At 69.5% G+C, this 22,178-nt stretch carries 20 protein-coding genes and 1 pseudogene; 15 read left to right on the plus strand and 6 right to left on the minus strand.

Annotated features, from left to right (window positions below):
- Positions 1 to 536 precede the first annotated feature (536 nt).
- From VGC13_RS25585 to VGC13_RS25605, 5 genes are all read left to right on the plus strand, one after another.
- Positions 537 to 1,076, plus strand: coding sequence for an RNA polymerase sigma factor (locus VGC13_RS25585; protein ID WP_331128155.1), 540 nt, complete (start codon positions 537 to 539; stop codon positions 1,074 to 1,076).
- Positions 1,063 to 1,632 (plus strand): hypothetical protein, encoded by a 570-nt coding sequence (locus VGC13_RS25590; protein WP_331128156.1) that lies wholly within the window; start codon positions 1,063 to 1,065, stop codon positions 1,630 to 1,632. The genes VGC13_RS25585 and VGC13_RS25590 overlap by 14 nt, the downstream gene beginning before the upstream one ends.
- Before the next feature lie 126 nt (positions 1,633 to 1,758).
- Positions 1,759 to 3,018 carry a PDZ domain-containing protein gene (locus VGC13_RS25595; protein ID WP_331128157.1) on the plus strand — a complete coding sequence of 420 codons (1,260 nt, stop codon included), beginning with the start codon at positions 1,759 to 1,761 and terminating at the stop codon, positions 3,016 to 3,018.
- A 506-nt stretch (positions 3,019 to 3,524) separates the two neighbouring features.
- Positions 3,525 to 4,115: a TetR/AcrR family transcriptional regulator gene (locus VGC13_RS25600; RefSeq protein ID WP_331128158.1), complete on the plus strand. Its 591-nt coding sequence runs from the start codon at positions 3,525 to 3,527 to the stop codon at positions 4,113 to 4,115.
- A gap of 33 nt (positions 4,116 to 4,148) precedes the next feature.
- On the plus strand, positions 4,149 to 5,060 hold the full coding sequence (locus VGC13_RS25605) for an alpha/beta hydrolase (protein WP_331128159.1): 912 nt from the start codon (positions 4,149 to 4,151) through the stop codon (positions 5,058 to 5,060).
- 676 nt (positions 5,061 to 5,736) lie between these two features.
- On the opposite strand, the gene VGC13_RS25610 is transcribed toward VGC13_RS25605, so the two are convergent.
- Entirely contained in the window at positions 5,737 to 6,117 is a 381-nt protein-coding gene (locus VGC13_RS25610) for a hypothetical protein (protein ID WP_331128160.1), read from the minus strand.
- Positions 6,118 to 6,273: 156 nt separating this feature from the next.
- Between VGC13_RS25610 and VGC13_RS25615 the strand changes: the two genes are divergently transcribed.
- From VGC13_RS25615 to VGC13_RS25635, 6 genes and pseudogenes are all read left to right on the plus strand, one after another.
- The gene (locus VGC13_RS25615; protein WP_331128161.1) at positions 6,274 to 7,428 is read left to right on the plus strand and encodes a DUF2911 domain-containing protein; all 1,155 of its coding nucleotides are present in this window, start codon (positions 6,274 to 6,276) and stop codon (positions 7,426 to 7,428) included.
- The gene (locus VGC13_RS25620; RefSeq protein ID WP_331128162.1) at positions 7,425 to 7,733 is read left to right on the plus strand and encodes a DUF971 domain-containing protein; all 309 of its coding nucleotides are present in this window, start codon (positions 7,425 to 7,427) and stop codon (positions 7,731 to 7,733) included. The genes VGC13_RS25615 and VGC13_RS25620 overlap by 4 nt, the downstream gene beginning before the upstream one ends.
- 246 nt (positions 7,734 to 7,979) lie before the next feature.
- A pseudogene (locus VGC13_RS33545) lies at positions 7,980 to 8,126 on the plus strand (DUF4236 domain-containing protein); the annotation flags it as partial.
- Between the two features lie 105 nt (positions 8,127 to 8,231).
- Entirely contained in the window at positions 8,232 to 8,729 is a 498-nt protein-coding gene (locus VGC13_RS25625) for an SH3 domain-containing protein (protein ID WP_331128163.1), read from the plus strand.
- A gap of 213 nt (positions 8,730 to 8,942) precedes the next feature.
- Positions 8,943 to 9,152: an AbrB/MazE/SpoVT family DNA-binding domain-containing protein gene (locus VGC13_RS25630; RefSeq protein ID WP_331128164.1), complete on the plus strand. Its 210-nt coding sequence runs from the start codon at positions 8,943 to 8,945 to the stop codon at positions 9,150 to 9,152.
- A complete protein-coding gene (locus VGC13_RS25635; RefSeq protein ID WP_331128165.1) occupies positions 9,149 to 9,562 on the plus strand; it encodes a type II toxin-antitoxin system death-on-curing family toxin in 414 nt (137 codons plus the stop codon). Before VGC13_RS25630 ends, VGC13_RS25635 begins: the two co-directional genes overlap by 4 nt.
- Before the next feature lie 141 nt (positions 9,563 to 9,703).
- Here the strand turns inward: VGC13_RS25635 and VGC13_RS25640 are convergent, their stop codons facing one another.
- Positions 9,704 to 12,109 carry an aldehyde dehydrogenase family protein gene (locus VGC13_RS25640; RefSeq protein ID WP_331128166.1) on the minus strand — a complete coding sequence of 802 codons (2,406 nt, stop codon included), beginning with the start codon at positions 12,107 to 12,109 and terminating at the stop codon, positions 9,704 to 9,706.
- Between the two features lie 538 nt (positions 12,110 to 12,647).
- On the opposite strand from VGC13_RS25640, the gene VGC13_RS25645 reads away from it, so the two are divergent.
- Positions 12,648 to 12,986, plus strand: coding sequence for a hypothetical protein (locus tag VGC13_RS25645; RefSeq protein WP_331128167.1), 339 nt, complete (start codon positions 12,648 to 12,650; stop codon positions 12,984 to 12,986).
- A gap of 560 nt (positions 12,987 to 13,546) precedes the next feature.
- On the opposite strand, the gene VGC13_RS25650 is transcribed toward VGC13_RS25645, so the two are convergent.
- The 3 genes from VGC13_RS25650 to VGC13_RS25660 all read right to left on the minus strand — a co-directional run bounded on the left by VGC13_RS25650 (position 13,547) and on the right by VGC13_RS25660 (position 16,115).
- Complete coding sequence (locus tag VGC13_RS25650) at positions 13,547 to 14,047, minus strand: MarR family winged helix-turn-helix transcriptional regulator (protein ID WP_331128168.1); 501 nt, start codon at positions 14,045 to 14,047, stop codon at positions 13,547 to 13,549.
- Entirely contained in the window at positions 14,044 to 14,688 is a 645-nt protein-coding gene (locus VGC13_RS25655) for a type 1 glutamine amidotransferase family protein (RefSeq protein WP_331128169.1), read from the minus strand. Before VGC13_RS25655 ends, VGC13_RS25650 begins: the two co-directional genes overlap by 4 nt.
- Before the next feature lie 248 nt (positions 14,689 to 14,936).
- Complete coding sequence (locus VGC13_RS25660; RefSeq protein WP_331128170.1) at positions 14,937 to 16,115, minus strand: hypothetical protein; 1,179 nt, start codon at positions 16,113 to 16,115, stop codon at positions 14,937 to 14,939.
- A 285-nt stretch (positions 16,116 to 16,400) separates the two neighbouring features.
- Between VGC13_RS25660 and VGC13_RS25665 the strand changes: the two genes are divergently transcribed.
- Positions 16,401 to 17,570, plus strand: coding sequence for an acyl-CoA dehydrogenase (locus VGC13_RS25665; RefSeq protein WP_331128171.1), 1,170 nt, complete (start codon positions 16,401 to 16,403; stop codon positions 17,568 to 17,570).
- Positions 17,571 to 17,769: 199 nt separating this feature from the next.
- Here VGC13_RS25665 and VGC13_RS25670 read toward each other — a convergent pair whose 3' ends face one another.
- Positions 17,770 to 18,573 carry a DUF3800 domain-containing protein gene (locus VGC13_RS25670; protein ID WP_331128172.1) on the minus strand — a complete coding sequence of 268 codons (804 nt, stop codon included), beginning with the start codon at positions 18,571 to 18,573 and terminating at the stop codon, positions 17,770 to 17,772.
- Between the two features lie 351 nt (positions 18,574 to 18,924).
- Between VGC13_RS25670 and VGC13_RS25675 the strand changes: the two genes are divergently transcribed.
- Positions 18,925 to 20,187: a P1 family peptidase gene (locus tag VGC13_RS25675; RefSeq protein ID WP_331128173.1), complete on the plus strand. Its 1,263-nt coding sequence runs from the start codon at positions 18,925 to 18,927 to the stop codon at positions 20,185 to 20,187.
- 346 nt (positions 20,188 to 20,533) lie between these two features.
- Entirely contained in the window at positions 20,534 to 21,931 is a 1,398-nt protein-coding gene (locus VGC13_RS25680; protein WP_331128174.1) for a S8/S53 family peptidase, read from the plus strand.
- Positions 21,932 to 22,178: the final 247 nt, after the last annotated feature.

Genomic DNA, 22,178 nt, shown 5'->3' on the forward strand with positions numbered 1-22,178 from the left:
GCGCACGGACGAGACTCCGACGCTTCGGTGCGTCTCGAAATACGATCAGCCTCACACACCAGTCTGTCATTCCGAAGGAGCGCCTGCGCATACTCTCCGTACCGCAGAACCCGGTGCGCGACTGAGGAATCTATTTTCGGCTACCGGAGGATTGTCGTCGCGCTCCGCGTTTGCGGACGTGAGGGCCCTCGCGCGGGCACCGGCGACGTGCGCATCGGCCACGGGCACTGTCCGGTCGTGTCGTGACCGCGGCTGCGGAGCGGGCTGCCGCGTCGGAGTTCGAGGAGGCCGAGAGTAGATTCCACGGCCCAGCCCCCAGCGGCGCGAAAGGCAGGAGTCGGTGTGGCCGGGCCTCGGAATGACAGAGTTGTGCGGCTGGAGTTAGCGGTCACGCACCCCCGGCGCAGCGCGATCCACATCCACCGTAGTTCCCCACTCCCGCACTCCCGCACTCCCGCACTCCCGCACTCCCGCACTCCCATGCAACCATCCGGGCGTCCCGCGCCACTCAAGCACACATGAGAGCCGAAGCCGCCGTGGTACCCGACCAAGCGCTCGCGCAGGCGCTGCTCCTCCGGGGGGATGAACAGGCCTTCCGTGAGCTGTACGCCCGGCATACGCCGAGGCTGTACCAGCTGGTGCTGCGCATCCTTGCGGGATCGGAGCACGACGCGGAAGACGTGGTGCAGGAGACCTGGATTCGCGCCACGGAGGCGCTGGGCGGGTTTCGCTGGGAGGCGGCGTTCGGCACCTGGCTTACGGGGATCGGGATCAACGTTGCGCGGGGGCTGCTGCGCAAGCAGGGACGGTGGCAGCCGCTGGACGACGCGGCCGAGCCCTGGCGCCCGCCGCCCCACCACGGCGAGCGCATCGACCTGGAGCGCGCGATTGCGCTGCTGCCGTCGGGCTACCGGTCGGTGCTGGTGCTGCACGACGTGGAGGGCTACACGCACGACGAGATCGGCGAGCGGCTGGGGATCGCCCCCGGCACGTCCAAAAGCCAGCTCTCCCATGCACGAAGGGCGCTCCGGCGAATGCTGGAGCCGGTGAAGGAAGAAAGCCATGAGCACGCATGACGGGATGGAGGACGAGGGGATGACGCCCGAGCTTCGCAAGGCGCTGAACGCGCTGCCGCGGGAGCGGGACCCCGGCCGCCTGCTGGAGGAGCGCACGGTCAACGCGCTGCGGCAGCGGGGGATGATCGAGACGGCGCGGGCGGACGGACGCGTCCGCCGCATTCCCCGGGCGTGGCTGGGCGGCGCGGTGGCGGCCAGCATTGCGCTGTTCGCCAGCGGCCTGGCCATGGGGCAGTGGATGGGCACGCGCGCCACGCAGGAGGTGGTGCAGGCCGTCCAGGCGCAGAACGAGCGCCAGGCCGCGCTCCTCGTCCAGCAGACGGGCTCGGCGTACGTGCAGGCGCTGGGGCAACTGGCCGCCATGTCCGACAGCGGCCAGGCGGCGCCCAAGGAGGGCCGCGAGGTGGCGACCAAGATGCTGCGCGCCGCCGCCGACGAGCTGGTGCGGATCGCCCCGGACGATCCCATCGCGGGCGCGGTGATGGCCGGCTTTCAGCGCGCCGACTCGGCCCGCGCCGCCGGCGCGGGCGACAAGCAGCGGGTGGTGTGGTTTTGAAAAAGAAGTACTTGGTGCCTAGTGCCCAGTAACACGCACTGCAGCGGCTTCTCCACCAAGTACTAGGTACTAGGTACTAGGTACTCGACCTTTGGCACTCGACACTTTTCTCCGGGGATGACTCCCATGACTACACGATACAGACTCACGACCGCCGCGCTGGTGGCGGCGATGATGGGCGCGGCGCCGGCGGCGGCGCAGGTGGGAACGCCGTGCGACAACGGACGGGGGATGCGGGCGGCGGACCTGGGCTTCGAGCAGCTGCGCGGGCCGATCTCGTTCTCGCACCGCGACAACGAGCGCCCGCGCCTGGAGTTCAGCGGCGAGCCGACCATCCAGTCGGTGCGCGGCAACGGGCCCGGCGCCGGCCGCCTGCGCGACGGCGACGTGATCGTGGCGATCGATGGGCAGCTGATTACCACGGCGGACGGCGGGCGGCGCTATTCCGCCATCGACCCCGGCGACCGCGTGCGGCTCTCCGTGCGCCGCGACGGGCGGGTGCAGGACGTGACGGTGGTCGCCGGCATCCGCTGCCAGCGCGCGCCCACGCCCCCCGCGCCTCCGCGTCCGCCCGCGGCCAGCCGTCCGCCGGCACCTCCGGCACCGGGCCGCCCGCCGGCGCCGCCGCGTCCGCCCTCGGCCGGCCGTGCACCGGCACCTCCGGCCGCGCAGCGTCCGCCTGCGCCGCCCCGGCCGCCCAGCGCGGGCCGTGCGCCGGCGCCCCCGGCTGAGTCGCATCCCGTGGCGCCTCCGCGCCCGCCTGCACCGCCGGCCGCACAGCGTCCGACGTATCCGGGCCGTCCGCCGACGCCTCCGCAGCCGCCGCGGAACGCCACACCCCCGGCGCCTCCGGCCCCGCCGCGCCCGCCCGCGCCGCCGCCACCACCGCCGGAGATCATGCCGGACGGGTGGTTCGGGTTCGGCATCCGGTGCAACGACTGCGGCGTGCACGCGGAGAACGGGCGGTCGGCGTTCCGCTTTCGCGAGCAGCCCACGGTGGTGAACGTGGAGCCCGGCACCCCCGCCGCGCGCGCCGGCATGCGCCGCGGCGACCGGCTGACGCACGTGGACGGCGCGGCCATCACCACGCAGGAAGGGTGGCGGCGGTTCGGCGCCATTCAGCCCGGACAGCAGGTGCGGTGGACGTACACCCGCGGCGGCGTGGCGCACAACGCCTCCATGGCGGCCCTCCGCCGCCCCGACGCCGGCCGCGCGCCCGCCGCCCCGGGCGGCGGCGACCAGCGGCTGCGCTACTCGGGGAGCGTGGGCGGATCGCACGTGGAGGTCCGCGGCGCCCCCGTGAACGTGAGCACCGACCCCCGCACGGGCGAGATGGTCATCCGCAGCGCCGACATCACGGTCCGCATCCAGCCCGACCGGTCTTGAGCTGATCGCCGATCGCGTTCACTCGTAGAGAAAATCGGTCGAAGGCCTGCAATGGCGAATGAATTCGCTGCAACGACCACACGAAGGCCGCCTTCGCGGACTGGCGGCTGTGGTGGAGATGGAGGGTGCCGTGCGCGCCCGAGCCTCTCGGCGGGCCGGCCCGTCTGGACCCGAGCAGGTGAAGCCCCGTTGCAATGGCGAATGAATTCGCTGCAACGACCACACGAAGGCCGCCTTCGCGGACTGGCGGCTGTGGTGGAGACGGAGGGTTCGGTGCGCGCCTGGGCCTCCCGTGGGCCGGCCCTTCCGGACCCGAGCAGGTGAAGCCCCGTTCGGCGAGCGCAGCGAGCCGAGACGGGGCTTATGGCCTTTTTAGCCGCGGGCTTTAGCCCGTGGCCTCCGTGCGCGCCTCCGCCCGCCCCCATCCACGGGTGCCCGCCCTCGTCGTGCACCGCTCGATCACATCCCTCTTGCGTAAAAGCACGATCGGTCGTACACTGCGAGCCATGAGCAAGGGAGCCGCGACGAAGGATCGCATCATCGAGAGCGCGTTGCGCACGGCGAGCGTGGAGGGGCTGGAGGGGATCAGCCTGGGCCGCCTGGCCACGGACGTGGGGATGTCCAAGAGCGGCCTGTTCGCGCACTTCGCCAGCAAGGAGGCGCTGCAGCTGGACGTGCTCGAGGCCGCCTCCGCCCGCTTCGTGGAGATCGTGGTGAAGCCGGCGATGGCGCAGCCGCGGGGCGAGCCGCGCGTGCGCAGCCTCTTTGAGCACTGGCTGGTGTGGGAGCGCCACGAGAGCCTGCCGGGCGGCTGCGTGTTCATGCACGCGGCGGCGGAGCTGGACGACCGCCCCGGCCCCGCGCGCGACGCGCTGGTCGACTGGCAGCAGCAGTGGCTGGACGCGCTCGCCAAGGCCGCGCGCCTCGCGGTGGAAGCCGGCCACTTTCGCGCGGACCTGAATCCCCAGCTCTTCGCCTTTCAGCAGCTGGGCCTGGTGCTGGGCTACTACCACGCCCGTCGCCTGTTGAACGACCCCCAGGCCGAGATCCACGTCCGCACCGCCTTCGACGCGCTGGTCACCGCCGCGCGCGCCTGAGCGCATCATCCACCTGAACGCAGGAGAAGGACGATGACCAGCACCGCATCCGCATCATCCAATAAAAGCACGAACGTTCGTGCTGAACCGCTGGGCCTGCGGGCCCTGCGCCTGGGCTTTCGCGTGGCGTCGGCGGTGGCGCCGCGGGCGGCGGAGCGGCGGGCCGCATCACTGTTCCTTACGCCGCCGCGCGCGCGAAGGCGTGGGCCGGTGATGGAGGATGCGGAGGCGGGGCGGTTCGCGATCACGGTGCGCGACGGGGAGATGCGGGTGGAGGGATGGAGCTGGGGAAGCGGGCCGACGGTGCTGCTGGCGCACGGATGGGGCGGCACGGCGGCGGACATGGTGCCGCTGGCGGAGCGGCTGCAGCGGGCGGGCTACCGTGCGGTGCTGTTCGACTTTCCCGCGCACGGCCGGTCCGCGGGGCGGCAGACCAACCTGGTGGAGTGGCTTCGTGCGATGCGCGCCGTCGCCGCGGCCGTGGGGCCGATCCACGCCCTTGCCGGGCACTCGTTCGGCGGGGCGACGGTGGCGATTGCGCTGGCGGAGCAGGGAATGGACGTGCGCGGTGCCGTGCTTCTGGCGCCGGTGATCGGCCCGGCGATGTTCGCGGACCGGTTCAGCGCGGCGATCGGGCTGCCGGCCGCGCGGGTGGAGGGGATGATGCGGCACATCACGGAGATGGTGGGGCGCGAGCCGCGGTCGCTGGATGCGCGCTGGGCGGTAAAGCACCTGCGCATTCCCGCGATGGTGGTGCACGATCCCGCGGACCGCGAGGTGCCGTGGGCGCACGCCCAGGCCATCGCCGACGCGTGGCCCGGCTGCCGCCTGCTCCCCGCCGACGGCCTTGGCCACAACCGCCTCCTTCGCGACGACCGCATCCTCTCCGCCGCGACGGACTTCATCCACGCCCTCCCGCGCCAAGCCGAGCGGATGAGTGCGTGAGTGCGGAAGTGCGGAAGTGCGGAAGTGCGGAAGTGCGGAAGTGAGGAAGTGAGGAAGTGAGGAAGTGAGGAAGTGAGGAAGTGATCCGGCCAGCCCTGGACTCGAGCGGGTAAACCCGCGGCTGGAACGCGGAAAGCCCCGCAAGCTACGCGGGGCTTCTTCGTCGGCACGCCTCAGATTGTCATTCCGAGGGAGCGCCAACGAGGGCCTTCCGTCGTGACAAACCGGCGCGCGACCGAGGAATCTACTGGCCGAACTTCCGCGCGTTTCGTCGAGGCACTCGGCCCGGCCAAACGGCGGTTGCCGCCAGTGCCGTGCGTCCATCGGGTTCCGAGGATCCTGACAGTAGATTCCTCGGTCGCGCGCGGGCTGTGGTGAGTGGGGACAGGATCGTGCGGCGCTCCCTCGGAATGACAGTCCGGAGTAGGGACGATAGGGACTATGCCCATTGCGGATCTGATTCGGTGATCGCCGGGTTGCGGACGCGCAGGTGCTTCGGGCGCCGCATATAGCCGGGCCGCCGAGTCCGCGAAGGCGGACTTTGCGATTTTCCAGCGGCGAATTCATTCGCTCCAGTGGGTGGACGCACGTTACCGGATTAGGATTCCAACGAGCATGATCCCATAATCATCCCGTTCACCCGTTCACCCGTTCACCCGTTCACCCGTTCACCCGTTCACCCCTTCCTCGGCGGCTCGGACAGCGGCGTCATGTGCAGCGTCGGCGGACTGCGGTCTCCCTCGGGGCCGATGGCGATGTCGTAGAAGAAACCCCGGCCCGTCAGCGCCTCCACCTCGGCCACCGTGATCCCCAGCTCGCCGTTGCCGCCCAGCACGCGGATGGGCCGCCCCGCCTGCACCTCGCGGGCGGTGAACAGCTCCGCCATGTACAGCGCGCCGGGCGAGCCCTGCCGCAGCAGCTTCGGGGAGGTTTCCTCGATGAACGCGGCCAGCACGTCCATCACCCCGTCCGCCCCCGTGGGCTGGCCGTGCTCCGTGCGCACCAGCGTCGCCACCCGCCGCCCCGCCTCAACGAACTGGATCACCCCGTACGCCATCCATCCTCCCCTGCGCGTGCCCTCAAGATTCACCCGGAACGCCCCGGCGCGTGCAACCGGCGGGCCGCGCCCTTGTCCGCTCGCCGCGGCACGGGCACTTTGTTCCTCTAACCATGCTGGACCCCGTCCGCAACCGTACGCACCGGAGCCCCGGTCTTGATCAGGACATTCGCCGCACTGGCCGCGCTCTCGCTGGCCGCCCTCCCCGCCGCCGCGCAGGAGAGCGGCGGCTTCGTTCTGCGCCTGGGGCGCGACACCGTGGTGGTGGAGCAGTTCACGCGCACGGCCGGCCGCATCGAAGGCACCATGGTCGCCCGCACGCCCCGCACCTCGGTGCGCAGCTACACGGCCACGCTGCGCCCGGACGGCACCATCGCCCAGCTGGAGATGACGACGCGCATCCCCTCCGCGCCGGAGCTGCTGCCTCAGACGCTCACCATCGTCATGGGCACCGACAGCGCGGACTGGCGCATCCAGCGGGGCGATACGGTGCGCGAGGGGCGGGTGGCGGCCACGGCCGAGGCGTATCCCTGGATCGGCAACTCGTACGCGCTGGCGGAACCGGTGATCCGGGCGGCCCGGGCGCGCAACGTGGACTCGGCCGCGGTGCCGGTGGTGCAGGCGGGCGCGCGGCAGACGGGGACGGTCAGCTTCATCCGCCGCGGCGCCGACTCGGTGCTCATCCGCTCGGGGAGCGGCGTGGCGCGCGCCCGCGTCGACGCGCAGGGGCGGGTGCTGGGCGCGCGCAGCCCGGAGAGCACCTTCAAGGCCGACGTGGAGCGGGTCGCCTCGCTGGACGTGAACGCCATCGCGGCCGGCTGGGCGCGGCGCGACCAGTCGGGACAGCAGATGGGCAGCCTGTCGCCGCGCGATTCGGTGGGGATGATGGTGGATGGTGCGGACGTGTCGGTGGCGTACGGACGCCCGTCGCTGCGCGGGCGGACGCTGGCGATCCTCACGCCGGCCGGGCAGGTGTGGCGCACGGGCGCCAACGAGGCCACGCACTTTCGCACCAGCCGCGACCTGGTGGTGGGCGGCACGCGGGTGCCGGCGGGGAGCTACACGTTGTGGACCGTTCCGGGGCCGGACGGGTGGACGCTCATCATCAACCGGCAGACGGGGCAGTGGGGGACGGTGTACGACCCCGCGCAGGACCTGGCGCGCATCCCGGTTACGGCGCGGCGCACGGGGGGCGAGCCGGTGGAGCAGTTCACCATGCGCTTCGACGAGTCCAGCTGCGGCGAGGGCGCGGTGCTCGCCATGGAGTGGGCCGACACGCGGGTGATGGTGCCCTTTACGGTGGCGCCGTGAGCGACGAGACCACGCCGGTGGAGGTGGGGCCCACGGAAGACGGGTCGCAGCTGCGCATCCGCTGGAAGGACGGCGCGGTGTCGGACTACCCGCCGCGCTACCTGCGGCTGATGTGCCCGTGCGCGGGCTGCGTCGAGGAGATGACGCACCGCCCCATCCTGAACCCCGCCACGGTCCCAATGGACGTGCACCCGCTCTCGGTGGAGTACGTGGGCGAGTACGCGCTGCGCTTCGACTGGAGCGACGGCCACAAGACGGGCATCTACCCGTTCGACTTTCTGCGCGACATCGCCCTGGGCACCTGACGCGTCGTTCGTCGCCCGCCCCGCGGGCGCGATCGAAATCGCGGCAACGAAGTCACGCCGTCCGCCTCCGCGAACAAAAAGGGGAGGGCCGGCACCCGCGCGGGTGCCGGCCCTCTCTGCATCCAACAATGTGCACGATGTGAATTTGCGTCGGCGAATCCGACAGTGGAATCGAGCGTCGGGATCGTGCCGGAGAGGCATGGCTCCACGATCTCGCAAACAGTTCATCGTTCTCCAGGAACAATCATGCGATTTCGAAAATCCATCAGGCTCGCGCCCGGCGTGCGCATCAACCTCTCGCGGAGCGGGGTCAGCACCACACTGGGAGGGCGGGGCGCCAGCCTGAACATAGGCAGGCGTGGCACGCGGGCGACGGCAGGAATCCCGGGCACCGGAATTTCATTCGCTCAACGGCTAAGCGGCGGCGCCACCGGGAGTGGCGGGGGCGCGCCGAACAGCGGCGCTGCGCAGTCAGGAGGATGTATGGGCGCGGGATGCATGGGATTCTTCATGCTGGTGCTCGTGGGCATGTGCATGGGCCCCGACAATCCATCCTCACCTGATCGCTACCCGGCTTCGTACAGCACACCCTCCTATCGCACGCCTTCCTACAGCGCGCCCACGACGACCGAGACGCGGGAGTGGTTTTACATCCACGGCGCGCTGAACGTGCGCGCGCAGCCCGACAACGGTGCCGCGAAAGTCCGCACGCTGCGCAGTGGCGACTACGTGCAGCTGGGTCCCAAGGACGCAACCGGCTGGGCGCGCCTGTACAGCGCGGGCTCGCCGGAGGGGTACGTGTACCGTGCGAGCGAACTGGTGCAGCGGCAGGCGCCCACTACGTATACCAGCGGCAGCGGGTCGGCGGGCAGCGGCGGTGGGTCACGGAGGTCAAGCTCGGCTTCCCGCGGCTACTACACTGGCCCACGCGGCGGCTGCTACACGTACTCCGGTTCCGGACGCAAGCGATACGTGGACCGGTCGTACTGCAACTGAGCAGTCAGTTCGGCATCCTGGGCGAGATGGGTTGTTCGGGATGATCCGAACCCGGCCGATGCGGTGCACAGCCTTTCCTTGGGGCCTGGTGTGAAGGCGCTCCTGAGTGCGGCTGGGTCTGCTGCTTGACGGGTATAACTTTTGTATGTATGCTAACTCACTTCGTACGATGCTGAACTTGTCGATTGAGGAAGTATGCACAAGGAGATCAAGATGCAGAAGGTGGGCGGCTCTGCTTCCGCCACTCTGCCGAAGACGATGCTCGATCGGCATCAGATCGAGGCGGGCGACCGGGTGTTCGCGGTAGACACCGATGCCGGAATTCTGATCACGCCCTACGATCCCGATTTCGCTGAGGCAATGATGATCTCCGACCGCATCACGAAGAGGTACCGTAATGCGCTGAAGGAACTGGCGAAGTGACCACCGCCGGCTCCCAGCGCGAACCAAAGTGGCTGGAGCGCAGGTTGGTCGACTACATCCAGCAGAATCAGATCGTGCACTTTGGTGGAGCGCCCGGCGTTCGGGACTCGGGACTGATCGAGTCGGTCCTGATGAGGCCTCGCCACAAGTGGGACTTCGCTGACGAACGCGACTTTTGTGCGCTGGCGGCGGCGTACGGGTATGGACTCGCGACGAACCACGGCTACGTCGACGGCAACAAGCGGGTCTCCTTCGTCGCGATGATCACGTTCCTGGAATGGAACGGATGGGTGTTTGATGCTCCCGAGCCCGAGGTCGTCAGCTTCATGGTAGGGCTTGCGGCGGGTGAGCAAGGCGAGGACGACATCGCGGAGTGGCTGCGCCTGTGGGCAGCACCCAGGATGCCGTAACTGGGGGTTGAACAGGCCGCGGGGCTGAAAACGACAGGGGCCGAAGCGATGTGCTTCGGCCCTTGTTCGTTCCCCACCGCGCGGAGCTTCGTCCTCTTCCCTGATTACACAGTGTAATCAGGGCAAACATGCAGGCGCTACCTACTCCCCGTACGGCACCCAGATGTTCTTGACGTGGGTGGCCTGGCGCAGGAACTCGCGGCCTTCGCCCTGCTCGCCGTCGTACCAGTCGCGCTCGCGGCCGTAGCTGACGAAGGTGCGCTTCATGTTGCCGGCGGACAGGCGCTCCACCATGGTGCTTCCCTCGGCGGTGCCAAAGTACCACATGGCGTCCACGTCGTCGTGCGCGGCCAGCGTTTCGGCCAGCTCGTCGCGCTTGCCGGTGACGATGTTCACCACGCCGCCGGGCACGTCGCTGGTGTCGAGCACCTGGTAGAAGTCCGTCGCCGCCAGCGGCCAGCGCTCGCTGGGGATGGCCACCACCGCGTTGCCCATGGCAATGGCCGGCGCGATGGCGCTCACGAAGCCCAGCAGCGGCGCCGCGTCGGGGCAGGCGATGCCGATGACGCCGATGGGCTCGTTCATCGCCAGCGTCACGTTGCGCATGGGCGCGGCGTGTACCAGCCCGTCGTACTTGTCGGCCCAGGCGCCGTAGGTGTACAGGCGCCGGATGCTGGCCTCCACCTCGCGCTCGGCGCCGGCCTCGTCGCCCGTCATCTGCGCGATGCGGCGGGCGAACTCGTCGGCGCGGGCGGCCAGGTTCTCGGCCAGGTAGTAGACCACCTGCGCGCGGTTGTGGGCCGTCCCCTTAGCCCACCCCGCGGCGTTGTGCGCCGCCTCGACCGCGTTGCGCACGTCCTTGCGGTTGCCCAGCCCCACGTCGCCCAGCAGCCGCTCGCCCGCGCCGGTCACCGGCATCGAGTACCCGCTGTCGGGCCGCGCCTGCTTGCCGCCGATGTACAGCTTGGCCGTGCGGTCGATGGGCGGCAGCGCGGGCCCGCCGTTGCGCGCCTTCTCCTGCTTCGGCGCCTTGGCCTTGCGGTCGTCCTTCCGCGAAACGGAGCCGTTCCTGGCCTCCGCTTCCCAGCGGGGCTTTACGTACTCCCACAGCCCTTCCTTGCCGCCCTCGCGCCCAAAGCCGCTTTCCTTGTATCCACCGAAGCCGGCGCCGGCGTCGAACAGGTTGGTGCTGTTGATCCACACCGTCCCCGCCTGCACCTTCGGGGCGACGTCCAGCGCCAGGTTGATGCTCTCCGTCCACACGCTGGCGGCCAGGCCGTACGGCGTGTTGTTGGCCAGCGCCACCGCCTCGGCCGGGGTGCGGAAGGTCATCAGCACCACCACGGGGCCAAAGATCTCCACCTGCGCCACCGTGGACGAAGGCGCCACGTCGGTGAACAGCGTGGGGGGAAAGAAGCACCCCTCCTGCGGGCAGCTCCACGAGGGCTGCCACATCGTCGCCCCCTCGTCGCGCCCCTGCTGCACCAGCTCCGCGATCTTCTGCAGCTGCACCGGGGCCACGATGGCGCCGATGTCGACCGCCTTGTCCATGGGGTCGCCCACGCGCAGCGTCTCCATCCGCTCCCGCAGCCGCTGCGTCAGCTTTTCGGCGATTCCTTCCTGCGCCAGGATGCGGCTGCCGGCGCAGCACACCTGCCCCTGGTTGAACCAGATGGCGTCGACCACGCCCTCGACCACGCTTTCCAGGTCCGCGTCGTCGAAGACGATGAAGGGCGACTTGCCACCCAGCTCCAGCGACAGCTTCTTGCCGGTCCCCGCCGTGGCCACGCGGATGATGCGGCCCACGTCGGTCGATCCCGTGAAGGCGATCTTGTCGACGTCCGGGTGCTCCACGATGGCCGCGCCCGTGCGCCCGTCGCCGGTGACGATGTTCACCACGCCCGGCGGCAGCCCCGCGTCGCGGCACACCTCGGCGAACAGCAGCGCCGTCAGCGAGGTGAACTCGGCCGGCTTGAGCACCACCGTGTTCCCCATCGCCAGCGCCGGCGCGATCTTCCACGCCATCATCAGCAGCGGGAAGTTCCAGGGGATGATCTGCCCGACGACGCCGATCCCCTTGTAGCCGGGCATCTCGGCGTCCATCAGCTGCGCCCAGCCGGCGTGGTGGTAGAAGTGGCGGGCGACCAGGGGGATGTCGATGTCGCGCGACTCGCGGATGGGCTTGCCATTGTCCATCGTCTCCAGCACGGCGAACAGCCGCGAGTGCCGCTGGATGTGCCGCGCCAGCGCGTACAGGTACCGGGCGCGCGCGTGGCCGTCGAGCGCCTGCCACGCGGGGAGCGCCTCGCGCGCGGCGCGCACGGCCGCCTCCACGTCGGCGCGGCCGCCCTGGGCAATGCGCGCGAGCGGCTTGTTGGTGGCGGGGTTCTCGGTGTCGAACCACTCGCCCTCCGCCGGGTCGCGCCACTCGCCGCCGATGAAGTGCCCGAAGGTGCGCCCCCGCTCCTCGAGCCACCGCACGGCGGGCGAGGCGCTTTCGGGGGCGGGGCCGTATTCCATGGTCTCGAAGATCTCGGCGATGCTCATGGGTGCCGCGGGAAGTTTGAGGGGTCGTGCTTTCGCCCGCGCTCCCGTGCGCGCGCGCCTGCCGCCCAATCTACGCACCCGCCGCCGTTTGCGCATGATGCGCGGCGGATCGCTCGCGCGCGTGGCCGATTCTGGTGCGGCGGATGATGAAAAGAATGGCCTCACACGGAGTCAACGGAGTCAACCGAGTTTGCTCCCGGCGACTCCGCTGGATTTATGGTGGGACAACTGGATGGAATCAGGCGCGCCGGACGACGTGCGCGCCGCTTCGTCGTGCGGTGCCGTCCGACGGATCAGAAGCCCGGCCGTGCCATCCGCGTCCCAGGTGAGGCGCGTACGTCTCGCGTCTTGGGGTCGTTTACAGGGACGCCGGATGCGCAGTTGGTGGAGCAACTATGAATATCGCATCTGCTTACGCGTGATGGTGCCGCGTGGCCCGGCCTCTGCCAGACGGCGGCGCGTGACGGCCCCGTGCCGTCCGCACCTGCCCGGCCGCGTCCCCGCGGCCGTTCAAGATCCCCATCCATCTGGAGGAAGCATGGCACGTCTGGTCGTACAGGCGCTTGGCAACGAGCGCATTGCTGATCCCGGTGACCGCGACGAGTCGTCGGTGCTGCTTTCGGTGACGGACGCCAACGGCGAGCCGGTGACCGGGCTGACCGCCGCGAACGTGAAGGTAGACGCGATGATCGTGGCGCCGTTCGGCGCGCTGGTGAACGTGGTGCGGCTGGCGGCTGGCTCGCTGCCGGGGTTCTACCGCATCGACCTGGTCCCCACCGGCACGTACCAGTGGAAGGCCGGCGAGTACGACATCGCCGTCGCGGTCACGCAGGGCGCCAACAAGGGCCAGGCGCTCGCCGCGTTCCGCGTCACCTGATCCGTCTCTGCGGCCAGGTCGCGACGACACGAACGGCCCCGTCTCGCGAGCAGACGGGGCCGTTCGTGTTCCCCCAAGCCGAGTTTCTCACGCAAGCGCGTGACTTCCTGAGGGAGCGCACACGGAAAGCCGAAGAACGGAATCGGTTGCGCGCGACCGAAGGATCTACTCTCGGACACGACGGGGCCAGATCCCGAGCTGCGATCCAGCCCATTCGTACTGCCGGCTAGATCCTTCGGTCGGCGCCAGGTTTCTTCGTAGCAGCGGGTCAGGTGCGGCGCCTCCCTCAGGAAGTCACACGTTGAGGCGCGTGTCCAATCCTTTCCGGTTGCACCATCCCCTGTGCGCCGACCGGAGAATCTGCCGGATGGCGCACGATCCAGACGGCTACGGTTGGTTCGGCGCGTGGGCCCCCGTTCCCGAAGGAGATTCTTCGGTCGGCGCACAGGCGATGGTGCGTGAAGACGGCCATGCGCGGCGCCTTCCTCAGAATGACAGCGATCTTCATTCGCGCCCTCCCGCCTGTAGCGGCCTCTCCGCGCATCATCGCCCAGGGCCGCTCAACCTGTCCGATCCTCCGGCCGCCACGGATCGTCTTCCAGCCTGGCGATCAGCCGGTCCATGAGGGCGACGGCCTGGCGCAGCTCGCCGGCCTCCATCCGCTCCGTCACCTGGTGCGTAAAGGCGTGCTGCAGCGGGCGGATGACGTCGATGGCGTCCCATCCCGCTTGCGTGGGGCGCAGCAGCTTGGCGCGGCGGTGGCGCGGGTTGTCGACGTACTCCGCCATCCCGTCGTGCACCAGCGCGTCGGCCAGCCGCTGCACGCTCTGCCGGGTGAGCCCCATCGCCCGCGCGGCGTCGCTGACGGTGAGCGGCTCGCGCAGAACCGCGCCCAGCACCTGCCACCGCGCGGCCGTGAGCCCCGCCGGGCGCGCCATCTCTTCCGCGACGGCCAAGAACAGTCCGTTCAGCCGGAACGTGCGGATCACCAGGTCCGTCAGCGCATCCCCGGCGGCGGAGCGCGCCTGGTCCGCCCGGCGCGCCTCGTCCAGCCGGCTCACGCCGCGGCGCCCTGGGCCGGCGCGCCCTCGGCCATGAGCGCGTAGAAGCCGGACGCGTCGCCGTGCTTGTAAAGTGTGTACCACGCGTCCAGCACCGGCGGTGCGTACAGCCCCAGCTGCTCGAAGATGGCGCGTGCAAAGTCGACGGGCGCGGTGCCGCTGGCCGTGATCAGGTGCGCGTCGGCGTGCGCGGGCGCGTCCACGTAGTGCCCGCCGCCCCCATATCCCGGAATCGCCGACAGGAACTCGGGCGCGTTGCTGGTGTGCGGGCGCGCGTTCAGCAGGCCGGCGTTGGCCAGCCCCCACGTCGCGCCGCAGATGGCTGCCACAGGGACACCGGCGTCCAGAAAGGCGCGGGCCTTGTCGATGGCATCCGCGTGCGCGCCCTGTTCCCACGCGGTGGAGCCGGGAAGGATGAGCATTGCGCTCTCCTCCGGCCGCAGATCGGCCAGCTGCATGTCGGGGACGATGGTCAGGCCGCCCATTGTCCGGACCGGGTCGCGCGTGGCGCCCACCGTGCGGATGGTGAAGCGGCCGGGGTTCAGCTGGAACATCGGCTGGTTGATCCCCGCGACCGCATAGCCGTACTCCCAGTCGGCCATCATGTCCAGGACGAAGAGGTGCACCGTCTGCTGTTCCATGGTCATCGCTCCCGGTGGATGGGTCCAACACCGAATGACAGGGTGCTGTCAATGCACGGGGAAGATATTCGAATGACAGAATGCTGTCAATATTCCCACGACACGCCGTTGCAGACGGTCTCCCCGCGGTCCTCCCCATCCTCCGTTTCAGGTGCGGTGCGCGGAGTATCTGCGCGGCCGGTGCTGCAAAACGGAAGCGCGCCGGGCAGGTGCCCGGCGCGCTTCATCGTGCGATGCCGTCCGCGGGTTTAGAAGCCCGACGGATTGCTGGGGTCGCGGAAGCCGGTGTTCGGCGGCGACTCACCCTGGCGCGATCCGCCGCCGTGCTCCATCGGCGGGTCGGCGCGCTTGGTGTCTTCCGTCATCGCCGGCCACGAGCCGCCCGCGGACATGCCGCCGCCGGACGCGCCGCTCGCCCCGAAGCCCGTCCCGCCGGTCCCGGAGCCGCCCGTCCCCGATCCACCGAGGCCCGATCCGCCACTCGACCCGCCCAGCCCGGACCCGCCGCTGGTGCCGCCAAGGCCCGAACCGCCGCTCGATCCACCGAGTCCGGAGCCGCCGACGCCCGGTCCGGTGCCGCTGTCACCCAGCCCCGATCCGCCGAGGCCGGAGCCACCCACCCCGGAGCCGCCCGTCGAGCCGCCGCCGAACCCGCCGCCGGTGCTGCCCGATCCGCCGGTCCCGGTGCCGCCGGTGCCGGAACCGAGGGCGCCGCCGGTGGTGCCGGTTCCGCCCGATCCGCCGGTGCCGGACGATCCGCCCTCACCGCCGCCGCGGCGGTCGTCGAACTCCTTGCGGATGCCGTCCAGCGCACCCTGGATGCGCGAGAGCAGCGAGTCGATGCGCGGCTGCACGTCGGCCATGAACTCGTCCACCTTGGGCTTGGCGCGGTCGCGCGCGTCCTGGATGCGCGGCTTCAACTCCTCCACCACGCCCTCCACCCGCGACTCCACGTCCTGGAACATCTGCTTCACGCGCGGACGCAGGTCGCCCAGCACCGCCTCGATGCGCGAGTTCAGCTCCTCGAACGGGCTGTCGCCCCCGGTCCCCGATCCGCCCGTGCCGGTCGATCCACCCGTGCCGGTCGATCCACCCGTGCCGCCGGTGCCGGTCGAGCCGCCGGTGGATCCACCCGTCCCCGCCGAGCCGAACGCGTCGCCACCGCCGGTTCCGCCGGTGGATCCGCCGGTTCCCGTGGAGCCGCCCGTCGTCCCGCCCGTCCCGGTGCCGCCGGTCGATCCGCCGGTGCCGGAGCCGAAGCCTCCCGTCGAGCCGCCGGTGGAGCCGAACCCGCTGGACCCGCCCGTTCCGCCGGCGGACCCGCTGCCGAAGCCGCCGGCCCCTCCCGCCCCGCCACCACCCGTGCCACCCGTAGAGCCCGCGCCGCCTGAAGAATCGCCGGGGCCGCCGTAAGGGTTGTTGTCCATTGGTCCGTCTCCCGTGCTGAGCGAAAAAGTGGGGGAGCGCCTGCGCGCTGCCTGCGCCCCTGCCGACTACGTCATGCACACGCGATGGTTTCGCACGCACCCGCCGTGCCGGTGTTTCAGCTTTGGCCCGGATCATCCCCCAGCGGCCTTCCCGCACGCGTGGGCGGCGCGGCGATCATCCTCCTCACCCGCCACCTTTCCGCCCTTCGCAACCCGTGCCATATTGCCGGGTTGCGCGGCCCGGACGGCGGCGCGCCCCATCCCATATCCAGAGCTTTGAGACCGATGGCGACTGTCGAACTGCCGGCTGCCGGAGCCCCGCTCACGGCGCTCAGCGAAGACGAGCTGATGTTCCGCGACGCGGTGCGCCAGTTCGCGGAAGAGGACGTGCGTCCGCGCGTGAACGCGATGGACGAGAAGCAGCAGATGGACCCCGAGCTCATCCCGCAGTTCTTCGAGCTGGGGCTGATGGGCATCGAGGTACCCGAAGAGCTGGGCGGCACCGGCGCCTCATTCTTCACCGCCGCGCTGGTGGTCGAAGAGCTGAGCCGCGTGGACGCCAGCGTGGGCGTGTTCGTCGACGTGCAGAACACGCTGGTCAACAACGCCTTCCTGCGCTGGGGCAGCGAAGAGATCAAGGCCAAGTACCTTCCCCAGCTGGCCAGCGAAAAGGTGGGCGCCTACGCGCTCTCCGAGGCGGGCTCCGGCAGCGACGCCTTCGCGCTTGCCACGCGCGCGGTGCAAGCCGACGGCGGCTTTCGCCTGACGGGCCAGAAGCTGTGGATTACCAACGGCGGCGAGGCCGAGGTGTTCATCGTCTTCGCCAACGCCAACCCGTCGGCGGGCTACAAGGGGATCACCGCGTTCGTGGTGGAGAAGAGCTTCGAAGGGTTCTCCGTGGGCAAGAAGGAGGACAAGCTGGGCATCCGCGCCTCCAGCACCACCGAGCTCATCCTGCAGGATGTCTTTGTCCCCGCCGAGAACGTGCTGGGCGAGGTGGGCAAGGGATACAAGACCGCCATCGAGACGCTGAACGAGGGCCGCATCGGCATCGGCGCGCAGATGATCGGGATCGGGCAGGGCGCGCTGGACGCCACCGTGAAGTACGTGCAGGAGCGCGAGCAGTTCGGCAAGCGCATCGGTGACTTCCAGGGCGTGCAGTTCCAAATCGGGCAGATGGCCACGGAGCTCGAGGCCGCGCGGCTGCTGGTGTACAACGCCGCCCGCCTGAAGGACGCCGGCCAGCCCTTCCTGCAGGAGGCCGCGATGGCCAAGCTGTTCAGCAGCCAGGTTGCGCAGCGCATCGCCAGCATGGCCATCGACCTGTTTGGCGGCTACGGCTTCACCCGCGAGTACCCGGTCGAGAAGTTCTACCGCGACAGCAAGATCGGCACGATCTACGAGGGCACCAGCAACATGCAGCTGCAGACCATCGCCAAGAACCTGATGAAGTAGGTCTGGACGATTCCGCACGAGAACGCCGCCCGGGTGCCTCGCCCGGGCGGCGAACTTTTTCAGGGCAGTGCGTGGCTTGTGGGGGGGGATTTCTACCGGGATTTTGGCGACAAGGAACCGAGCTTTAGCCACAGGGGAGGGGAGGTTGACAGGCAAGAGTCGGCCTTGGGTAACATATTCACGGAACGCGACGTCGAGCCTACTCGTCCGTCCCGTCGTTCACGAGCAACGAGGGCATCTCTTCGATGTCTGTCTCGGGAATCAGGAGTGGTAGCTCTTTGCAGATGGCCATGCGGTCCACGCGGGGCGCGAACTTCGCCTCAGCCCACTTGAACTCGGCGAAGTCTTCCGGTTGGGCTCGGTAGGCACCGAAGCGACCGATGAGACCGCAGATCCAATCGGCGCACTGAACGGTCAAGTAGCGGTGACTTTCGACCTGATACGGCGGTTCGAGCAGGTGCTGGAGGCGCTCTGCATCGTAGTACATCATCCGCGCCGCTTGGTCCAGAAGCGCGTCTCGATCCTCGTGTTCGTCCATGATCACCAGGACCTGCGCCCCCACCGAAGCACCGAAGGCGTCGAGTCGGCGTAGCAAAAGTTCGAACGTGCTACGATAAAGGGCCTTGGAATCGTGAACTTCGGGCAGTGCGTCCTTGCAGGCCCCCACGTACACCGCGTGTCCTCCAAACTGCGTGATCCGGTTCAGCAGGCGGAACGTTGCGCCAGTGAGGGACTTGCGGTAGTTGTCGTAGTTCCTGGTGGTGTAGAGCGTGGACCCCTTTTTCTCCCACGTGACGGCATCCGTCGCTCCTCGCCCCTTCATCTCCGGGCCGAGGAGAGATCGCTTCAGCTTGAGAAAGAACTCGCCGAAGTCACGAACCGCGGTGGCGGGCAGGAGGAATCCGCCGAACCCGAATACCGGGTTCGTTTTGTGGTGCGGATCGGATCGCGCCACGTAGGGACCGACGTGGCCAAACTCGTCGACGTAGGCGAAGTAGAGCATAGAAACACAAAGACCCGCGCGAGGCGGGCCTTTGGAATGGAGAGCAACCGATGCTGCGGGTCGCGTCTCAAGGTGAGGAGCTGGCAAGCCCCGGACCGCTCAGCAACAACCCCTAAGCACGAAGGCCCACCTCGAAAGGTGGACCTTCGGAAAGGAGAGCAATCCAAAAGCGATCGCGTCTCGACCATGAATTTACCGAGGTCTGATGTATCGGTCAAGAGCGCGACCCTGGCAACCTGGGACGAGAGGGGCACCCGGCTGGCTGGCCGGGTGCCCCTTCGCTATTCTGGACGCGACCGATTTCTCCGAACGCCCGACGAGGATCTTCCCATCCCACCCGCGCTTCACAAGATGAAGACGATTCCGATGCGCGCGCGCCGTACTCTGTATCTACTTACTCTTTTTGCCGCCTCACTCGCGGCCGCGTCGCCGGCGGATGCGCAGGAGCGGGCCCGCGCGCGCGACCTGGGCATCCAGCTGCCGGGGACGCCGGGGCCGCTGAACGCCATCACGGACGTGGCGGGGCTGCAGGTGGGGCACACCACGCTCATCCAGGGCGACGGGCGGCTGGTGCGGGGGCAGGGGCCGGTGCGCACGGGGGTGACGGCCATCCTGCCGCGCGGGCACGCCGGGCCGGACAGCGTCTTCGCCGCCTGGTTCACCCTCAACGGCAACGGCGAGATGACGGGCACCACCTGGATCCAGGAATCCGGCGTGCTGGAGGGGCCCGTGCTCATCACCAACACCCACAGCGTGGGCGTGGTGCGCGACGCCACCATCGACTGGATGTCGCGCAACGGCCGCGCGCCCATCTTTGCCCTTCCGGTGGTGGCGGAGACGTTCGACGGCGCGCTGAACGACGACCTTGGCTTTCACGTGCGGCCGGAGCACGTGTTCGCCGCCCTGGACTCCGCGCGCGGCGGGCGCGTGCCGGAGGGGAACGTGGGTGGCGGCACGGGGATGATCTGCCACCAGTTCAAGGGCGGCATCGGCACCGCGTCGCGGCGGGTGACGGTGGGCGACTCCGTCTACACGGTGGGCGTGCTGGTGCAGTGCAACTACGGCGGCCGGCGCCCGTTTCGCGTGGACGGCGTCCCGGTGGGCGAGGCCATCACGGACCTGCGCCCCTGCATGGCCGGCGGCCAGCGTGCGTCGCGCCCCTGGCTGGCCGGGGTGCCCGCCTGCGCCGGCGACCCGGCGTCCGCGGCCGGTGACGTGGCGCCGCCGCGCGAGGGGCTGGGCTCCATCATCGTCGTGGTGGCCACGGACGCGCCGCTGCTGCCGCACCAGCTCAAGCGGATGGCCACGCGCGTGTCGCTGGGGGTGGGGCGGATGGGCGGCTTTGGCGAGAACTCGTCGGGCGACATCTTTCTCGCCTTCTCCACCGCCAACCGTGGCGCGTCGGTATCGGAGGGTGTCGGGACGCTGCGGATGCTCAGCAACGAGGAGATCAACCCGTTCTTCTCCGCCACCGCCTACGCCACCGAGGAAGCCATCCTGAACGCCATGCTCGCCGCCGCCACCATGACCGGCGCCGACGGCTTTCGCGTCCACGCCCTTCCCCACGACCGCCTGGTCGAAGTGATGCGCCGCCACCACCGCATCCGCGACTGAAGCGCGGACCCGCACGAGCCATCCGCCCCGGCCGGAGCAATCCGGCCGGGGCCATTTTTCTTCTGCCTCTGGGCCAGTTTAACTGGTTCAACTTTGCTCGGGTGCCACGGAGCTGCTTCTGCTCATCGCGTGAACATGAATGAATGTTCATTCCGTGATGAACGATGCGTGCAGGAGTGAACGATCACGGATCAATTCCACTCGGATGCGATGTCGCCTAACTTGCGGCGGGAAGGGATCTTGATTACTCTTTATGCGCTCATCCCTACATATGCTGCTTCCACGGCGCGGGTCCACGTCACGGACCGCGCGTCGTATTTTCTTCCTCCATGTTCCGAGGACGTCCATGCCCATCCGTCGCATCACCCCGGCGGCGCTCGCGCTGGCCGCGCTGGCCGCCTGCTCCGACGGCTCGCCGTCCGGACCCGACCTGGACCCCGCGCTGGCCAGCGCCGGCGAGCAGATTCCCACCCGCCAGCAGCAGCGCCCCGGCACCTTCATCGAGAAGAGCGACGCGGAGCTGTGGTCGTACGTGCAGGCCTCGGAGGGGCGCGTGGCGGTGGGGCTCAAGGTGCCCGGCTCGGCGCGCGGCGTGTGGAAGGGCAGGATCCTGGTGGACGGCAACCAGAAGGCGCAGGGGCGCGCGGCCGTGCTGGCGCAGCGCGGCGTGCAGCTGCTGGCGGCTGACGAGCTTCTGCCGCGGCTCGAGGTGCGCCTGAGCGACCAGGCCGCGCTGGCTTCCATCCGCCGGCTGCCGTTCGTGGACTACGTGGAACCGGTGATCGTCGCGCAGGAAGTTTCGCCGTTCGCGGGCGTGGGGGGGTGCGGCTGGGGAAGCGCGTGGACGGGCGACCGCCAGTACACCAGCACCGGCGACGTGTACTCGCAAAAGTTCACGGGGATGAACATTCCCGCCGCGTGGAGCTACAGCAGCGGCTCGGGGATCAAGGTGGGCCTCATCGACTCGGGCATCTCGTCGGGGCAGGGGCAGTTCACCACCACCTTCACGTCCGGCTCCAGCACGGGCCGCACGCTGACCCTGCAGAAGATCTCGTCGCAGCCCAGCGTGTACGACGACTGCGGCCACGGCACCCGCATGGCCGGCATCATCGCCGCGCCGTGGGACGGGCGCAACGTGGCCGGCATCGCCTACCGCGCCAGCCTGGTGAGCGTGCGGCACGCCAGCGGCGTGGCGGCGGTCAACAGCAGCGACGCCGCGGCCAGCGTGCGCCTGGCCAACCAGCAGGGCGCGCAGGTCATCGTGATGGCGTGGGAGTCGCTCAACTGGCTGTGGCAGGTGTCGGACGAGATCGAGTACTGGCACTACGGCCGGCAGGTGCTGTTCTTTGGCGCCGCGGGCACCAGCGGCTGCGGCGACGGCATCCTGGACAGCAACGTCATCTTCCCGGCGGACATGCCGGAGGTGGTGGCGGTGACGGGCATCACCTACCCCGGCGGCGGCGTGCCCTGCGGCATTCACCGCGGCAGCGACGTGGAGCTTACCTCGTACCTGGACGTGCCCAGCACCGGCCGCTACACGGCCGACATCGTGGGGATGGGCGGCAGCAGCAACGCCACGGCGGTCGCGGGCGGCATCGCGGCGCTGGTGTGGAGCCGCAACCCCACCATGACCCGCGACCAGGTGCGCGCGCGCCTGCAGCAGACGGCGTCGTTCTATCCGTCTCGCCACTCCGAGCAGGGATACGGCCTGATGAACGCGCTCAAGGCCGTGCGCGGATACTAGAAGATAGGTTACAGGTTACAGGTTACAGGTTACAGGTTACAGGGGACAGGTTACAGGGGACAGGTTACAGCAGGCAGCCACGACGCCTTTCCCCTGAACGCATCAGCGGGCGCACGGATCTTTCCGTGCGCCCGCTGTGGGGTTCCCTTCCGCACTCCCGCACTCCCGCACTCCCGCACTCCCGCACTCCCGCACTCCCGCACTCCCGCACTCCCGCACTCCTGTCGGGCAATCCACCACGGAAGGC

Source organism: Longimicrobium sp., from assembly GCF_036399255.1.
Taxonomy (GTDB): Bacteria; Gemmatimonadota; Gemmatimonadetes; order Longimicrobiales; family Longimicrobiaceae; genus Longimicrobium.